18 protein-coding genes are annotated in these 15,732 nt (G+C 73.2%); 8 read left to right on the forward strand and 10 right to left on the reverse strand.

Features of this window, described 5'->3' with window-relative positions:
• Window positions 1–94 precede the first annotated feature (94 nt).
• Window positions 95–964, forward strand: a complete 870-nt coding sequence (locus FHU36_RS42375; protein ID WP_185089807.1) for a LysR family transcriptional regulator — start codon at window positions 95–97, stop codon at window positions 962–964.
• A 42-nt stretch (window positions 965–1,006) separates the two neighbouring features.
• On the opposite strand, the gene FHU36_RS42380 is transcribed toward FHU36_RS42375, so the two are convergent.
• A complete protein-coding gene (locus FHU36_RS42380; RefSeq protein WP_312892228.1) occupies window positions 1,007–2,353 on the reverse strand; it encodes a sensor histidine kinase in 1,347 nt (448 codons plus the stop codon).
• Between the two features lie 57 nt (window positions 2,354–2,410).
• Complete coding sequence (locus tag FHU36_RS42385; protein ID WP_185089808.1) at window positions 2,411–3,085, reverse strand: response regulator transcription factor; 675 nt, start codon at window positions 3,083–3,085, stop codon at window positions 2,411–2,413.
• A gap of 128 nt (window positions 3,086–3,213) precedes the next feature.
• Between FHU36_RS42385 and FHU36_RS42390 the strand changes: the two genes are divergently transcribed.
• The 4 genes from FHU36_RS42390 to FHU36_RS42405 all read left to right on the forward strand — a co-directional run bounded on the left by FHU36_RS42390 (window position 3,214) and on the right by FHU36_RS42405 (window position 6,839).
• Complete coding sequence (locus FHU36_RS42390; RefSeq protein ID WP_185089809.1) at window positions 3,214–4,422, forward strand: LolA family protein; 1,209 nt, start codon at window positions 3,214–3,216, stop codon at window positions 4,420–4,422.
• Window positions 4,419–5,501 carry an ABC transporter ATP-binding protein gene (locus tag FHU36_RS42395; RefSeq protein ID WP_185089810.1) on the forward strand — a complete coding sequence of 361 codons (1,083 nt, stop codon included), beginning with the start codon at window positions 4,419–4,421 and terminating at the stop codon, window positions 5,499–5,501. The genes FHU36_RS42390 and FHU36_RS42395 overlap by 4 nt, the downstream gene beginning before the upstream one ends.
• Window positions 5,488–6,435 carry an ABC transporter permease gene (locus tag FHU36_RS42400; RefSeq protein WP_185089811.1) on the forward strand — a complete coding sequence of 316 codons (948 nt, stop codon included), beginning with the start codon at window positions 5,488–5,490 and terminating at the stop codon, window positions 6,433–6,435. The genes FHU36_RS42395 and FHU36_RS42400 overlap by 14 nt, the downstream gene beginning before the upstream one ends.
• 209 nt (window positions 6,436–6,644) lie before the next feature.
• Window positions 6,645–6,839, forward strand: coding sequence for a CsbD family protein (locus tag FHU36_RS42405; RefSeq protein ID WP_185089812.1), 195 nt, complete (start codon window positions 6,645–6,647; stop codon window positions 6,837–6,839).
• A gap of 56 nt (window positions 6,840–6,895) precedes the next feature.
• Here FHU36_RS42405 and FHU36_RS45330 read toward each other — a convergent pair whose 3' ends face one another.
• From FHU36_RS45330 to FHU36_RS42420, 3 genes are all read right to left on the reverse strand, one after another.
• Window positions 6,896–7,108: an EF-hand domain-containing protein gene (locus tag FHU36_RS45330; protein WP_185089813.1), complete on the reverse strand. Its 213-nt coding sequence runs from the start codon at window positions 7,106–7,108 to the stop codon at window positions 6,896–6,898.
• A 181-nt stretch (window positions 7,109–7,289) separates the two neighbouring features.
• Window positions 7,290–8,045, reverse strand: coding sequence for a YcnI family protein (locus FHU36_RS42415; protein ID WP_185089814.1), 756 nt, complete (start codon window positions 8,043–8,045; stop codon window positions 7,290–7,292).
• Between the two features lie 53 nt (window positions 8,046–8,098).
• Window positions 8,099–8,734, reverse strand: a complete 636-nt coding sequence (locus FHU36_RS42420) for an MFS transporter (RefSeq protein WP_185089815.1) — start codon at window positions 8,732–8,734, stop codon at window positions 8,099–8,101.
• Window positions 8,735–8,930: 196 nt separating this feature from the next.
• Between FHU36_RS42420 and FHU36_RS42425 the strand changes: the two genes are divergently transcribed.
• On the forward strand, window positions 8,931–9,410 hold the full coding sequence (locus tag FHU36_RS42425; protein WP_312892229.1) for a hypothetical protein: 480 nt from the start codon (window positions 8,931–8,933) through the stop codon (window positions 9,408–9,410).
• A 4-nt stretch (window positions 9,411–9,414) separates the two neighbouring features.
• Here FHU36_RS42425 and FHU36_RS42430 read toward each other — a convergent pair whose 3' ends face one another.
• The 3 genes from FHU36_RS42430 to FHU36_RS42440 are packed head-to-tail and all read right to left on the reverse strand — an operon-like array spanning window position 9,415 to window position 11,861.
• Window positions 9,415–10,182 (reverse strand): ABC transporter ATP-binding protein, encoded by a 768-nt coding sequence (locus FHU36_RS42430; protein ID WP_185089816.1) that lies wholly within the window; start codon window positions 10,180–10,182, stop codon window positions 9,415–9,417.
• Window position 10,183: 1 nt separating this feature from the next.
• Complete coding sequence (locus tag FHU36_RS42435) at window positions 10,184–10,972, reverse strand: ABC transporter permease (protein WP_185089817.1); 789 nt, start codon at window positions 10,970–10,972, stop codon at window positions 10,184–10,186.
• Window positions 10,965–11,861, reverse strand: a complete 897-nt coding sequence (locus tag FHU36_RS42440; protein ID WP_246503371.1) for an ABC transporter permease — start codon at window positions 11,859–11,861, stop codon at window positions 10,965–10,967. The genes FHU36_RS42435 and FHU36_RS42440 overlap by 8 nt, the downstream gene beginning before the upstream one ends.
• Before the next feature lie 120 nt (window positions 11,862–11,981).
• On the opposite strand from FHU36_RS42440, the gene FHU36_RS42445 reads away from it, so the two are divergent.
• On the forward strand, window positions 11,982–12,962 hold the full coding sequence (locus tag FHU36_RS42445) for an alpha/beta hydrolase (protein WP_185089818.1): 981 nt from the start codon (window positions 11,982–11,984) through the stop codon (window positions 12,960–12,962).
• Between the two features lie 60 nt (window positions 12,963–13,022).
• A complete protein-coding gene (locus FHU36_RS42450) occupies window positions 13,023–13,877 on the forward strand; it encodes a siderophore-interacting protein (protein WP_185089819.1) in 855 nt (284 codons plus the stop codon).
• On the opposite strand, the gene FHU36_RS42455 is transcribed toward FHU36_RS42450, so the two are convergent.
• Window positions 13,861–15,117 (reverse strand): TolB-like translocation protein, encoded by a 1,257-nt coding sequence (locus tag FHU36_RS42455; protein WP_185089820.1) that lies wholly within the window; start codon window positions 15,115–15,117, stop codon window positions 13,861–13,863. The two genes, FHU36_RS42450 and FHU36_RS42455, sit on opposite strands and share 17 nt — an antisense overlap.
• On the reverse strand, window positions 15,114–15,647 hold the full coding sequence (locus FHU36_RS42460; RefSeq protein WP_185089821.1) for a SigE family RNA polymerase sigma factor: 534 nt from the start codon (window positions 15,645–15,647) through the stop codon (window positions 15,114–15,116). Before FHU36_RS42460 ends, FHU36_RS42455 begins: the two co-directional genes overlap by 4 nt.
• Between the last annotated feature and the right edge of the window lie 85 nt (window positions 15,648–15,732).

Consider the following 15,732-nt stretch of genomic DNA (forward strand, 5'->3'; position numbering starts at 1 on the left):
GATGTGACAGTGCTCGGTTACAGTCCGAAATCATTCGAGGTGATCTCCGCTATGTTCCGGACCGGGCGGCGGGCCGTGTCCTAGCTTCTTTGCCATGAACCTCCAGCAGCTCCGCTACGTGGTCGCGACTGCGGAGCACCGCACCATGACCGACGCGGCCAGGTCGCTCTACATCGCGCAGCCTGCGCTTTCGCGCGCGATCCGGGACCTGGAACGAGAGCTCGGCATGACCCTCTTCGCCCGTTCGGGCCGCGGCGTGGTGGTCACCGCGCAGGGCCGCCGGGTCGTCAAGCTGGCACGGGAGGCGCTCGACGCCGTCCACGAGATCGAGGGCCTCGCCAGCCATACCGCGTCCCCCGACGCGGAGCTCCGCATCGCCGCCACGCCCAGCCTCGAACCCGGCCTCGCGGGGCGGCTCCTGCCCGCCTACACCGCCGACCATCCCGGGGTGCGCATCCACATCGTGCGCTGCGACGGCCGTGACGCCGTGGTCAGCGCCATCCGGGACCACCGCGCGGACCTCGGGCTGACCGACCTGCCGGTGCCCGCCGACCTCATCACCCATCCCCTCGAACGCCAGGAGATCGTGCTGATCTCCCCGCCCGGCCTCAAGCTGCCCAACCCCGTGCCGATGGGCAGACTCGACGGCATGCGCCTGGCCCTGCCCGCCCGCGGCAGCGTCCGGCGGCGCGAGCTCGACGCCATGTTCGGCAAGTACGCCGTCAAACCGGTGGTGGTGCTCGAGACCGACGAGCGCAACGGCTGGCTCAGCGCCGTGCGCAGCGGCCAGGCCTCGCTGCTGTGGTACCGGGGGATGGCCGAGCAGGCGAGCCGGGCCGGTCTGGTGGTCCGCTCCCTCGACCCGGCCGTGCGCCGCGTCATCGCCATCGTGCACGCGCGCCGCCGGCTGCCGCTCATCGCGCAGGACTTCCTGTCCACCGCCGAACGGGGCACCGCCGCCTGACCCGGCGTACGGGCCTGGTGTGCGGGCCTGGCGTCCCGTCCTTCAGCCGGCCACCGGCAGCCGCACCACCACGCGCAACCCCGGCGACGCGTCCTCCAGATGCACCGCGCCGCCATGGGCCCGCACCGTCTCCCGCACGATGGCCAGGCCCAGCCCGGCCCCGCCCTCGTCCCGGCTGCGGCCCGAGTCGAGCCGGGTGAACCTGTTGAAGACCCGCTCCCGGTCCTGCTCCGGGATGCCCGGCCCGTCGTCGGTCACCGTCAGCACCCCGTCGGCGGTGAGCGACACCTCCACCTCGGAGGAGGTGTGCCGGACGGCGTTGTCCACCAGGTTGGTCAGCACCCGGCTCAGGTCCAGCGCGTCACCCCGGACCACCACGGGCTCGCACGCCGCCAGCCGCGCCTCGCCGTACCGGTCGAGCGTCTGGCGCACCACCTGGTCGAGGTCGACCGGCTCGCGCCGGGCGGGCACGCCGCCGCGCTCGTCGAGGCGGGCCAGCGCGAGCAGGTCCTCCGCCAGCCGCGACAGCCGCATCGCGTCCTCCAGGACGCCCTCGGCCGTCTCGCGCCAGTCCTGGCCCTCGGGATGGCCGAGTGCCACCTCCAGCTGCAGCCGGATGCTGGCGAGCGGGCTGCGCAGCTCGTGCGCGGCGTCGGAGACGAGCGCGCGCTGGCGCTGCTCGGCCTCCTCCAGCCTGACCAGCATGTCGTTGAGCGTGACGGCCAGCGAGTGCACCTCGTCGCGCGACTCGGGCACCGGCAGCCGGCGCGACCTGGCCGTGTGCGTGATCTCGGCCGCGCCCTTGCGCAGCGCGGTGATCGGGCGCAGCGTGCGGCCGATGATGAACCGGCTGGCCACCGCCAGCAGGACGAGCAGCAGCGGCGTGCCCACGAGCAGCACCTTGCGCGCCGTGGCCAGGCTCTTGCGGATCTCGCCGACGGAACGGGCGGCGACCACGGTCTGCCCGCGGTCGGCGCTGAGCACCACGGCCCGCAGCGTGCCCGGGATCGCGTACGGCCGGCCGTCCAGATAGACCGCGCGGCCCTCGCGCAGCGCCCACGCCCTGGTGCGGGCGTCCAGCAGCGGCACCAGCCGGTCGGTCCCGTAGGTGACGTGCGTGATGCGGCCCGAGGCGTCCAGCACCTGCACGACCGTGCCGTCGTGGGTGGTGATGGGGCTGGTCAGCGTGCCGCCGTCGGCGTGCACGCGGACCGTCTGCGCCTGCTGGCGCAGCGCGTCGTCGACCGTGTCCACCAGCGTCCGGTCGAGCACGTTGAGCAGCACGGCCCCCGACAGCGCCAGGGCGGCGGCGAGCACAGCCGCCGCGACCACGGTCAGCCGGAAGCGCAGGCTGCGCCGCCGCCACCAGACGTGCGGAGACTCAACCACAGTGATCAGCCATCCTGATCAGCCATCCTGATCAGCCATCTCGATCAGCCATCCCGGTCAGCCGCCGTCGCCCGCGAGCCGGTAGCCCGCGCCGCGCACGGTCTGCAGCGCGTTCCGGCCGAACGGAGCGTCGATCTTGCGCCGCAGGTAGCCGACGTACACCTCGACGACGTTCGGGTCGGTGTCGAAGGTGTCCCACACGTGCTCCAGGATCTCCGCCTTGGACACCACCTCGTCGCGCCGGCGCAGCAGGTACTCCAGCAGCGCGAACTCGCGCGGCGTCAGCTCGACGGCGCTGTCGCCGCGCTGCACCTTGCGCCGCGCCGGGTCGAGCGACAGGTCGCCGGCCGTCAGCACGGCCGGTCGCCGCCCCGCGTCGCGCCGCAGCAGCGCCCGCAGCCTGGCCACCAGCACCACGTACGAGAACGGCTTGGTGAGGTAGTCATCGGCGCCCAGGTCGAGACCGTCGGCCATGTCGTACTCGCCGTCCTTGGCCGACAGCATGAGGATCGGCACCCAGTTGTCCTCGGCGCGCAACTGCTTGCACACGTTGTAGCCCGACAGCCTGGGCAGCATGATGTCGAGCACCACGACGTCGTAGTCGCCCTGCCTGGCCCGGTGCAGGCCCTGCTCACCGTCGTGGGCGAGATCGACGGCGAACCCCTCCGCCTGCAGCCCGCGCTGCAGCGCGGCGGCCATGCGCCGCTCGTCCTCGACGACCAGAACTCTCATGCCGTGAATCCTCCCGTGCCGGCCCTGAGACGACGCTGAGAAGGCTGAGAGGCGTCTCAGTCAGTCTCAGGGTCGCCTAAGGATGCATCACGCAGGCTCTGTGTATCGACATACCGTTAAGGAGTGAGATGCGTAGAGGCACGTTCGTGAGGTGGGGAGTCCCGGTCGCGGCGGCGGCCGTGATCGCGGCCGCGGTCGGCGCGGGCCCCGTGATCGCCGCGGTGAGCGGCGATCCGGTGCTCCCCGAGCGTTCGGCGCAGCAGCTGCTCGCCGACGCCGTGGCCGCCGCCGGGAAGAAGAGCCCGCCGCCCATGTCGGGCACCGTCCAGCAGACCGCGTCGCTCGGCCTGCCCGCCCTGCCGCAGACCGGCGCGGGCTCGCCGCTGGCGCTGCTGGCGGGCTCGCACGAGGTCAAGGTCTGGTACGGCGCGAACGACAAGCTCCGGGTGGCCATGCCGACCCAGATGAACGAGACCAACCTGATCGTCAACGGCGGCCAGGCCTGGTACTGGGACAGCGCCGGCAACACCGCCACCAAGTTCGCCTGGAAGGGCGGCGCGGACCGCTCACCCGACCCGGCCGCCTCCGTGCCGACCCCTTCCCCCAGAGATCTGACGCCGCAGGCGGCGGCCGAGAAGCTGCTGGCCCAGGCCGGTGAGCACACCGCGATCCGGGTCATCAACACCGCCGAGGTGGCGGGCCGCCCGGTCTACCAGCTCGTGCTCGCGCCCAAGGACGAGGGTTCGCTGGTGCAGGAGGTGCGCCTGGCCCTCGACGGCGAGACGTACGTCCCACTGCAGGTGCAGGTGTTCGCCAAGGGGTCGGCCGAGCCGGCCTTCCAGGTGGGCTTCACCCAGGTGACGTTCACCCCGCCCGCGGAGGAGAACTTCACCTTCACCCCGCCCGCCGGCGCCAAGGTCGAGGAGCGCGCCATCGGGCCCGACGACCTGGCCGGCGAGGAGAAGCACGCCGCCGAGGCCGACAAGGCCGCCCGCGGGCTGAAGGTCGTCGGCGACGGCTGGACGCGGGTGGCCGTGGTCAAGGCGTCGGCGGCCGACCTCGCGGGCGGCACTCCGTCGGACTCCCGCCAGGACGGGCAGCAGGACGGGCGGCAGGACGGGCGGCAGGACGGGCGGCAGGCACACGGCGGTGACGGCGCCGACGGTCAGGCCGTCGTCGCAGACCTGCTCAAGTCGGCCACCCAGGTGAGCGGCCCGTGGGGCTCGGGCAGGCTGATCAGCACCAAGCTGGTCACCGCCCTGCTGACCGACGACGGGCGGCTGCTCGTCGGAGCGGTCACGCCGGAGGAGATCACCAAGGCGGCGGGCGTCAGGTGACGATCGTCACGCACGAAGCGGGGGCGCCCTCCGGGGCGGCCCCGTCCTCCGGGCGGCCGGCCGCCGAGCCCGCGATCGTCACGCGCGGGCTGACCAAGCGGTTCCGCGGCGGGCAGGTCGCCGTCGACGCGCTCGACCTGAGCGTGCCCCGCGGGTCGGTCTTCGGCTTCCTCGGGCCCAACGGCTCGGGCAAGACCACGACGATCCGCATGCTGCTCGGCCTGGTGGCGCCCACCTCGGGCGAGCACGCCCTGCTCGGGCTGCCGCTGGCGGAGGCGCTGCCCCGGGTCGGCGCGCTGGTCGAGGGGCCGGCGTTCTACCCGTACCTGTCGGGCGAGGCCAACCTGCGCCGGTTCGACGCGGCCGATCCCACCGCGCCGGCCGCCACCGTCCGCCGCCGCGTGGGTGAGGCGCTCGACCGGGTGGGACTGACCGCCGCCGCGGGCAAGCGCTACCGCAACTACTCGCTCGGCATGCGCCAGCGGCTGGCGATCGCCGCCGCGCTGCTCGGGCCGCGCGAGCTGCTCATCCTCGACGAGCCGACCAACGGCCTCGACCCGCAGGGCACCCGCGAGGTGCGCACCCTGGTCAAGGAGATCGCCGCCGAGGGCACCACGGTCTTCGTCTCCTCCCACCTGCTGGCCGAGGTGGAGCAGATGTGTACGCACGCGGCGATCATGCGGGCCGGCCGGCTGGTCACGCAGGGCACGATCGCCTCGCTGAGCGGCGGCCAGGCCGTCCGCGTCCGGATCGAGACGCCCGACGCGGCGGCCGCGGTCGCGGTGCTCACCGCGCTCGGCCTGCCGGACGTCCGCACAGTCGGCCCGGCCGGCCCGGCCGGCCCCGTCGCCCCGGACGTCCGCACAGCCGGCCCGGCCGAGGAGACCGGCACCGAGGTCACGCGGCCGGGCGGGCGGGGGACGGAGGTCACCGCCGAGCTGGGCGGGCACGCGCCCGAGCGCATCAACGCCGCCCTCGTCGGGGAGGGGGTCCCCGTGCGGGGCTTCACGGTCGTCCGGCCGAGCCTCGAGGACGTGTTCGTGGGACTGACGGGAGAGGGATTCGATGTCGACGGCTGAGACGCGCACCCGGCGCACACCGGGGCTCGTCCCCGTGAGCGAGACCCTGCGCACCGCCGAACAGCGCCCGCCCGAGCGGCCTGCCACGCCCGCGCCGGTCCCTCCGGCGCGGGCGCCGTGGGCGTTCTGGCGGCTGCTCGCCTCGGAGCTCGGGCTGACCTTCCGGCGGCCGCGCAACCTGGTGATGCTGGCGGTCCTGGCCAGCGTGCCGATCCTGCTCGGCGTCACACTGCGCCTCGTGTCCGCCGGCGACGAGGACGGGATGGGCGGGATCATCGCCGCCGCCGCGGGCAACAGCCTCATGCTGACGTTCGCGTCGCTGTCGTTCCTGGTCACGTTGCTGATGCCGGTCGCGGTGAGCGTGGTGGCGGGCGACTCGATCGCGGGGGAGGCGGGGGCGGGGACGCTGCGCTACCTGCTCGCCGCGCCGGCGGGCCGCACCAGGCTGCTGGCGGTCAAGTACCTCAACGCCGTCGTGTACGGCCTCGCGGTGACCGCGGTCGTCGCGCTGGCCGCGCTGGTGACCGGGCTGGCGCTCTTCCCGGTCGGGCCGGTGACGCTGCTGTCCGGCACGACGGTGCCGGTCGCCGACGGGCTGCTGCGCATCCTCATCAGCGTCGGGTACGTCGGCGCCGGGATGGCCGCGCTGGCGGCGGTGGCGCTGGCGTTCTCGACGTTCACGGAGGTGTCGATCGGCGCGATCGCGGGCACCGTGGTCGTCGTGGTCGTCTCGCAGGTGCTGCGGGCCATCCCGCAGCTCGACGGCCTGGCCGACTACCTGCTGCCGACGTGGTGGAACGGCTTCGACGGGGTGTTGCGCAGCCCCGTCGACACGGCCGCCCTGGGGGAGGGGCTGCTGGTGTTCGGCGCGTACACGGTGCTGTTCGGGTCGATCGCCTGGGCCCGCTTCACCGGCAAGGACATCACGTCGTAGAGCTCGCCGTGCGCGTCCCCGCAGGGGCCGGAGAGCCGACCCCCGCGCGGCTCCCCGGCCCGCGCCCGCATATGCGACATAACGGACGCACAGCTCCACATGCCCAAGAAACGCCCAGCTACGAGTGCTGTGGGGAGCCTCACAGGCGTTTCCCGTCCCGTTCCCCGGATAGGGGAGGGGTCTCCGCAGCCGAGGAGAAAGGCGGGCACATGGGAACCGAGGACAAGTTCTCCAACAAGGCCGAAGAACTCAAGGGCCGTGCGAAGGAGAACATCGGAGAGGTCACCGGTGACGAGGAACTGCGGGCCGAGGGCCGCGCCGACCAGACCGAGAGCACTCTCAAGCAGGCCGGCGAGAAGGTCAAGGACGCCGGCAAGAAGGTCAAGGACGCTTTCAAGAAGTGACTCAGACCCGGTTCACGGCGGAGGCCTCGACGAGGTGGCCTCCGCCGTGAACCGTGCTACGGCATGATGCGGACGAACTCCTCCAGCGAGAACCGTCCGTCGCCGTCGGCGTCCGCGCTGTCCTCCAGGGCGCCGAGCGCCCCGGCGGGCAGCTCCGGGAAGTGCGCCCGGAACTCCGCCTCGGTGACGAACCCGTCGCCGTCACCGTCGATCGACGCGAACTCCTTCTTGAGCCGCGCCAGCCGCTCGTCCGCTGTCTCCGCCGACACCTCGCCCGCCTTTCCTCGCGTACGTGGACAAAATAGCGGGCTTCCCGGCGTACGGGACGACCAGCCCGGTCCGGCGAACCTGCCGGGCCGGATCAGGCGGCCGTCTTCGCGCGGCGTATTCAGGTGTCTTCGGGCGGTGTCGTCAGACGGTGTCGTCAGGCAGCCTCGTCAGGGGGCGTCTTCAGGAGGGGCGGCGGCGCAGCGCGAGCACGGCCACGACGACGCCGATGACGCCCACCGCCAGGCCGGCGCCGCCCAGCAGCCGCGCGGTCCCGTCGGCCGGCGCCGAGGACGCGCCGGCGACCGGGGCCACTTCGGGCGCTCCCGTGGCGCCGCCCGAAGAGGCGGCAGGAGAGGCGGGCGCGGCGGTGGCGTCGCCGGCGGCCGGGGTGAGCCTGAGCACCGGGGCCGGCCGTTCGGGTTCGCCGCCGTCGGCCTTGGGCGCCTCGGACCAGTCCACGACCTCGCCCTTGGAGTACGTCTGCTTGGTCGGGAACACGAGCTGGTCCACGCCCTCGGGCAGGCGCCCCATGGACACCTCGAACTCCTGGAACTCGCCCTTGCCGATCGAGCCGCCCGACCAGACGACCTTGGAGACGGCCTCGGTCAGCTCGCCGTACTCGGTCTTGACCGGCGTGGGCAGCTTGGCCTCGGTGACCTTGACGCTCCACCCCGGCACCGGCTTGACCGACACGAAGGCCAGCGGGTGGTCCGTGGGGAAGGACACCTCGACCTTGACGGTGGAGGCGTCGTCGCGTTCGTTCGGGACGCGGAAGGCGACCTTGGTGAAGCCGCCCTGCTCGGCGGTGCCCGGGTTGACGGTGACGTGGGCGAGCGCGGGCAGGGCGAGCCCGGCGGCGACGGCGGTGGCGGCGGCGAGGACCGTGACGGCGCGGCGCGCGGCGCGCCCGGTGCGGGCATGACGGATGAAGGGCATGACGAGATCTCCACGTGAGGATGGAACGTACGGGGGAAAGGGGTGCCGGCTGGTCAGGCCGGATGTGGAGGACCTCGCCGGGCGGCGGAGTGGAGCAGGGCCGGCGCCACGGGGACCGGCCGGGTACGCACGACGGGCGCCACCCGCACCTGCATGAGGGAGGGCGGGCGCAGCGGGGTGAGGCGGCGCTCGAGACGGTGGTGGAGGTGGCTGCCGAGGCGGCGCAGCAGCGCCCAGAGCGCGGCCTCACCGCGCGCCAGCCACCAGCCGGTGACGAGCGTGGCGGCCAGGTGGGCGAGCAGCATGCCGGCCTGACTGCCCAGCCCGCCCGCCGCGTGGCCGGGCAGCACGACCGGACCGGAGGCTCCGGGCAGCACGGCCAGGCCGGTGCCGGGCAGCGTGGCCGTTCCGGTGGTGTGCGGGGCCACGTAGGCGCTGCCGTCGGCGCTGCCGAACAGCTCGTGCAGGCCGGCCTGCGCCGCCACCAGCACACCGTTGATCGTCGCGCTCCCGCGTTCGCGGCCGGACAGCGCCAGGGTCGCCGCGAACACTGCGGCCAGGCCGAGCGCCACCTGCCCGGGGGAGGGGAGCGACCCGCCGCCGGTCGCGTGCGCGAGCGTCGCCAGAGTCACGCAGACGGCGGCGAAGGCGGCCGTCCGCGCGAGCCTGAGGGGGAGGCGGGCACGCATGCGGGCCCATGGTCTCACGGACCGCCCCCGCCTTCCACGGCGACTTCCGAGCCCGGGGGCAGCGGACGAGCTCGTCTCGGGGTTGGAACGTTCTTCCGTGACGGGCACAGGACCCGGCCGCTGCGAAGGGTTGATCAATTCCTGGTCGTTTCGCACCGAATGTCGCTAGGGTTCGTCCCGACCGCGTCGACATGAGGTGAGAACGTTGCGGCATCTAGGTGGGCTCCTCCTCGGGCTGGTGGTGACGGCGGCCGTGCTGGTGGGCGCCGGATGGGCCGTCCAGCAGGCCATGACCAACACGCAGGCCCCGGCCGGGCAGTCGCTGTGGATCGCGCTCGGCGCGATGGCGGTCGTGGGCCTCGTCACCGGCCTGGTGACGGCCGGCCGCGTCTCGCCGCTGGCGACGTTCGTGCCGTCGATGGCACTGCTGGCCTGGACGGTCGTGTACGCGCTCGACATGAACCGCGCGCTGTCCTTCGTCCCCGCCGAGCCGTCGATGCACCAGATCGTCAGGGACGCCGGAGCCGGCGCCAAGACGCTGCTGACCTCCGGTGTCTACGCCCTGCTCGGGGTGGCCCTGTTCATCCCCGTCCTCATGCCGTCGCGCTGGGCGCGCCGCGACGACGACTACGAGGACGAGGACTTCGAGGAGAGCCGACAGGGCGGCTACTACTGAACGGCTACCGCTGGGGAGCCCGCTCCGGCGGAGCCCCGCCCGTGTAGAGCCGGGTGACCACGTCCTCGATCGTCTCCTCGCCGGGGGCGGTCGCCATCAACTCCTCCAGGGTGCCGTCGAAGGCCAGTCGCCCGTGGTCGATGAGCATGACCCGGCGGCACAGCCGCTCGATGTCGCCCAGGTCGTGCGTGGTCAGCAGCACGGTGGTGCCCTGTTCGGCGTTGAGCCGCCGCAGGAAGTCGCGGATGCCCGCCTTGCTCACCACGTCCAGCCCGATCGTCGGCTCGTCCAGCACCAGCACGTCGGGCGCGTGCAGCAGCGCGGCGGCCAGGTCGCCGCGCATCCGCTGGCCCAGGCTGAGCTGGCGCACCGGCGTCCGGGCGAACGCGCCCAGGTCGAGGGTCTCGGTCAGCTCGGCCAGCCGTTCCTGGTAGATCTTGCGATCTACTTTGTAAAGGAGTCGGATCAGCTCGAAGCTGTCGCGCAGCGGCAGGTCCCACCACAGCGTGGTCCGCTGGCCGAACACCACGCCGACCCGCCGGGCCAGCGCCGTGCGCCGCCGCGAGGGGTCGAGCCCGGCAACCCGCACGGTGCCGGAGGTGGGGGTGAGGATGCCGCAGAGCATCTTGATCGTGGTGGACTTGCCGGCGCCGTTGGGGCCGAGGTAGCCGACGAACTCCCCGGCCGCGATGCCGAACGACAGGTCGCGCACGGCGTGCACGACCTCGCGGCGGACCTTGAAGGAGCGGCCGGCCCGGTCGAGTTCGATCATGTTAACTCCCCGTGGATCGGTAGTGCCGCAGGCCCTGCCGCCAGGCGAGACCGGCGAGCAGGGCGAGGATGACGGCCGCGGCCGGGCCGAGGAACCGCATGAAGGCGGGCGTGCCGAACGGGTCGGCCCGGCCGAGCACGTACAGGCCGGGCTGCCAGTTGACGAACGCCAGCGGCAGCACGTAGGTGACCCCGCGCACCAGGTCGCGCCCGTAGGCGCTGAACGGATACTGGGTGAGCTGACCGCTGCCGTAGGTGAAGGCGTTGGTCACCTCCGGCGCGTCGGTGAGCACGAACTGCGCCGCCGCCCCCAGCGTCCACAGCGAGGCGAAGATGACGATGCCCGTGACGACCATGACCGGGACCATCCAGAGCCGCGCCGGGTCGAGGTCGAGCACGGTCAGCGCGTAGCCGAGCACGATGGCGGCCTGCAGCACCCGGCCGATCCGGGTGGGCGTGAAACGGTCGGTGGCGAGCTGGATCCACGGGCTGACCGGCCGGATCAGCATCGCGTCCAACGTGCCGGCCTTGATGTGCTGGCTGACCCGGTCGAGGTTGCTGACGAACATGTCGCACAGCGTGAACGCCATGCCGGCGGCACCGTAGAGGAAGAGGACCTCGTCGCGGTCGAACCCGGCGAGGCTGGTGGTGTTGGCGAAGATGACGAGGATGACGGCCACGTCGGTGGCGGCGATCACCGACCCGAGCGCCACCATGAGCGCGAACGACGCGCGGTAGGCCATCGCGGCGCGGGTCCAGGTCCACACCAGCACGAGGTAGGTGCTAACCACCCTGGATCACCACCTTGCGGCGGATCGCCCGGGTGCCGAGCGCGCCCAGCGCGAGCAGCACGACGGCCCAGCACACCTGCACGGCGAGCGTCCGGGGGATGTCGGCCTTGCCGAGGTAGACGTCGGCGGGCGCCTGCACCATGGCCGCGAACGGCATGGCCCTGACCACCTCGCCCAGCCGGCCGGGAACCAGGGCGAGGGGGAACATCATGCCGCTGCACAGCGTGCTCAGAACGAAGGAGAAGGCGTTGGCGCCCCTGTCGTCGACCAGCCAGCAGACGGACAGGGCGACGAGATAGCGCCAGGCGAAGCTGATGGCCCACGCGGCGGCGAACGACGCCAGGAACGCCGCCCAGTGTGCCGGGCCCGCCGGCGACACGATGCCGAACACCGCGGCGCCGAGCAGCATCGGCGGGATGCCGCGCACCAGGCCCAGATAGCCGGCCCGGCCCAGGTCCTCGGCCATCGTCCACGCCTGAAGCGAGGCTGGACGGACCAGGTCGAGCGCGATGTCGCCGCTGCGGATGCGCTCGGCGACGCCCAGCCCGCCGCCGAACAACTGCAGGGGGCCGATGAACGCCTGCGTGATGAAGCAGAAGGTGACGGCGTCGACGACGTCGTAGCCGGCCAGGCCGGGCCGGGCCTGCCACAGGGCGATGAGCACGTAGGCGCGCAGCACGCCGAACACGCTGTTGGTGAAGGCGCCGGCCAGCGCGGCCCAGACGTAGGTGGCGTGCTTGCGGAAACCGTACCGGACGAGCCGGGCGTACAGGGGGATGGTCTGACACCTCCAGAGAGTGAGGGCGCGGTGACGTACCGTGCCCGGACCCGTGCGCGGGTCGGCCGATGGGAGCGCTGGATTATGCGCCGGAGCGGCCGGCGCGCGCAACAGGATTTCCGGCCGCCGGACCGCCCGATATGAGGGCGAAATATCCCGGTAAGGGATGAGTTTCTTACTCGCTGGTAGATCGGTGTTCCACGGGGAAGGAGATCCATTGGAGGACAGGACATGCACATCGACAGGGACGTCGCTCCGGACTACCCCCTCAGCTGGCAGGCCCGAGCGCTCACCGGGCTGATGCGCGGCACGTTCAAGCCGGCGGCCAGCCTGCTCATGCGCCACGGCCTGGCCCTCGACTGCGCGGCCCGCATCGGCGAGCTGACCCGGTGGGTGCCGCTCCGCCCGCCCGAACACGTCACCATCACCCCCACGGACTTCTCCGCCTGCGGCGGCGAGTGGGTGCGTTCCGCCGAGGGCGGCGACCTGGACGAGGGCAAGGTGCTCCTGTACTTCCACGGTGGCGGCTACTTCGCCTGCTCGCCGGGCACGCACCGGTCGATCACCTGGCGGCTGTCGGCGGCGGCCCGGCGGCCCGTGCTGGCGCTCGACTACCGGCAGGGGCCGGTGCACAAGCTGGCCGACTCGCTGGCCGACGCGCTCGACGCCTACCGGTGCCTGCTGGAGCGGGGACACGCCGCCGGCGACGTCATCCTGGCCGGCGACTCGGCGGGCGGCCACCTGACGCTCGCCACGCTGCTCGCCCTGCGCGACCGGGGCGCCCCGCTGCCGGGTGCGGCGATCTGCCTGTCGCCGTGGGCCGACCTGACCGACTTCCCGCGCCGGGCCAACCGCTGGCAGGACCCCATGCTGTCGGCCGGCCGGATCCGCTGGCTGGCCCGCCGCTGGACCTCCGGCCTGGACCCGCGTGACCCGCTGGTCTCGCCGGTGCTGGGCGACTTCGCCGGGCTGCCGCCGATGATGATCGTGACCGGGTCCACGGAGGTGCTGCGCGACGAGGCGCGCCGGGTCGCGGTCAGGGCGCGCGAGGCGGGGGTGCCGGTGACGTACGAGGAGTGGCCGCGCATGCCGCACGTCTTCCCGCTCCTGGCCGACGTGCTGCCCGAGGCGCGTCACGCCTTCCGGCACATGGCGGGCTTCCTCGACGCGGTGGCCGCCTTCCGGGCCTCCGGCGAGACCGCCGCCGCATGAACGTGTCCTTCGGGTATAGGTTAGGTATGCCTAACTTTTATCCGCGCGGAGGAGCCGCCCATGCCAGCCAAGCCGGTAGACCACCACCGCGGTGTCGTCGTGCGCACCGAGCGGCTCACGCCGCACATGATCCGTGTCGTGGTCGGCGGTGACGGCCTGCGTGACTTCGCGCTGTCGGGATGCACCGACCACTACGTGAAACTGGTGTTCCCGCACGAGGGCGTCGACTACCCGGTGCCGTTCAGCGTCGCGAACGTGCGGGCCACCATGCCGCGCGAGGCGTGGCCCCGGCTGCGCACCTACACGGTGCGCGCGTGGGACGCCGAGACGCGGGAGCTGACGATCGACTTCGTGCACCACGGCGACAAGGGCCTGGCCGGGCCGTGGGCGGCGCGCGCCGAGCCGGGTGATGAGCTGCTGATGCTCGGCCCGGGCGGCGGCTACGCGCCGAGCCCCGACGCCGGCTGGCATCTCCTGGTGGGCGACGAGAGCGCCCTGCCCGCCATTGCGGCGTCGGTGGAGGCGCTGCCCGCCGGCGTGCTCGCCCACGTGCTGATCGAGGTGGACGGGCCGGCCGACGAGCAGAAGCTCGACTCGATGGGCGACGTGCGGGTGGCGTGGCTGCACCGCGACGGCCGCCCGGTCGGCGAGGCGCTGGTGGAGGCGGTGTGCCGGCTGGACTTCCCCGAGGGCGCCGTGCACGCGTTCGTGCACGGCGAGGCCGGGTTCGTCCGCCGGCTCCGCCACCACCTGCGCGTCGAGCGGCGGGTGCCGCTGGAGCGGCTGTCCATCTCCGGCTACTGGCGCTCCGGCGTGGACGACGAGGCGTGGCGGGCGGTCAAGAAGGCGTGGAACGCCCAGATCGAGGCCGAGGAGACCGCCGCGCTCGGGGCGGACGTCAGCCGATCTTCCTGAGGTCGACGACGTAGCGGGTGTCGCCGACGGTGTAGGACAGCAGCGGCTGGTCGCCCTCGACGTGGGGTGTCTCGATCATGGTGAGCCCCGGCTGGATGCCGGGGTCGCCGGACTTCGCGGTCGTCGCCGCGGAGCCGTCCTTCGGCCGGATGCCCAGATCGCCCGACTTGCCCGTCGTCGTGTCGTACAGCGCGACGCCGAGCGGGTGCCGGTCCGCCGCCACCGCCGTGGTGCAGAATCGGCCGGGCGCGAACCGTGACGGCTCGCACGGCGTCGCCGTCTCCCGCGAGCCGTCCCGCAGCCGCTGGAAGGTGGTGCCGTCCGCGGTCCAGCCGAGGCAGACGGTCAGGCCGCAGATGATCTCCTTCTCACCGGCCCGGACCAGCGCGGTGCGGGTCTCGTCCGTCTCCAGGTTGCGGATCGTGCCGAACATCGGCTCCTCCGGGCCGCGCATTCCCACCGTGCCGGCCCACGGCCAGGACAGCAGGTGCAGGCCGGCGCCGCCTTCGACGGGCTGCACCGTCCCGCCCCCGAGGGGGACGGCGAACACCCCGCCTTCGTTGATCGAGAAGACGACCCGGTCGCCGGTCACGGCCAGGCCGTCGAGGCCGTTCTCGTGGCCGCCGCCGTCCACCTGGTGGGTCGTCACGGTCCGCGCCTCGCCCCCCGCGAGCGGCGCGGACCAGATCTGGGCCCGGCCGTCGTCCAGCTTGGTCCACCAGACCACCTGGTCCGCGCCGATCGTGAAGCCGGAGGCGAAGAGCACGGTGCCCTCGGGCCTCGGCACGTCCGCGATCTTGCGCAGCTCGCCGCCGTCGAGGTCGTAGGCGTGGACCGTGTCGGCCACCTCGAAACGTTGCTGCGTCGTCACGAGCAGCGTCCGCTCGTCGATGAAGGCGAGCGGCCGGAAGGGGCGCCCGTCGGGCAGTTTCGCCGGGATCTTGCGCACCGCCGCCGGCCACACCTGCTCGATCGGCTCGGGCAGCGCCGTGAGCCTGACCTGGTCGGACGTCGCGGTCGGGGGGGTGGCGGGCACGGCCCGGATGTCCTCGCCGCGCAGCGCGTACGACGTGCCCCCGGCCAGCACCACCACGGCCGCCGCTGCGAGCAGCGCCCGGCCGCGCTGCCTGCGCCTGCGGTAGCGGGCCTCGACGGCGCGGGCCAGCGTGCCGGGCGCGTGCGGCGCCCGCCCTGCCGCGCCGGCCAGGGTCCTGCTCAGCCTGTTCTCCAGGTCGTTCATCGCGCCTCTCCTCGTCCGGCGTGGGGGTGCAGCTGTCGGTCGGGTACGGGCTCGCCCGGCGGCGGCAGGGCGGCGCGGAGCTTGTCGAGCGCCCGGGAGACCTGGCTGCGCACGGTGCCCCGCGAGATGCCGAGCACGGCCGCGATCTCGGAGTCGGTGAGCTGCTCGTAGTAGCGCAGCACGACGACCGCCCGCTGGCGGCGCGGCAGACCGGCGAGCGCCTGCCACAGGTCGCGCTCGTCGCCGGCCGGCAGCGCGTCGTGGTGCTCGCCCTCGGGCAGCGCCCAGGCGAGGTGCTCGCGCCGCCGCAGCCGCCAGGTGGCGATGTGCAGCCGGGCCATGGTGGTGCGCGCGTAGCTCTCCGGGTTGTCCTTGGACCGCAGCCGCGGCCAGGCGGCGCGCAGCTTGACCAGCGCCTCCTGGACGAGGTCGGCGGCGTCGTGCGGGTTCCCGGCGAGCACGTATCCGTAGCGCAGCAGCGCGTCGCCGCGGTCGGCGACGAACTCCGCGAAACGGGAGTCTGGTTCCACGTGCTTTTCGCCCTTCGTCGTTTCCGTCACCTCCCAGAGGGACCTGGCCGGGAAACTGTTGCACGGGCGCGCGCATGGGAAAGGG

It is taken from the genome of Nonomuraea muscovyensis (assembly GCF_014207745.1).
Lineage (GTDB): Bacteria > Actinomycetota > Actinomycetes > Streptosporangiales > Streptosporangiaceae > Nonomuraea > Nonomuraea muscovyensis.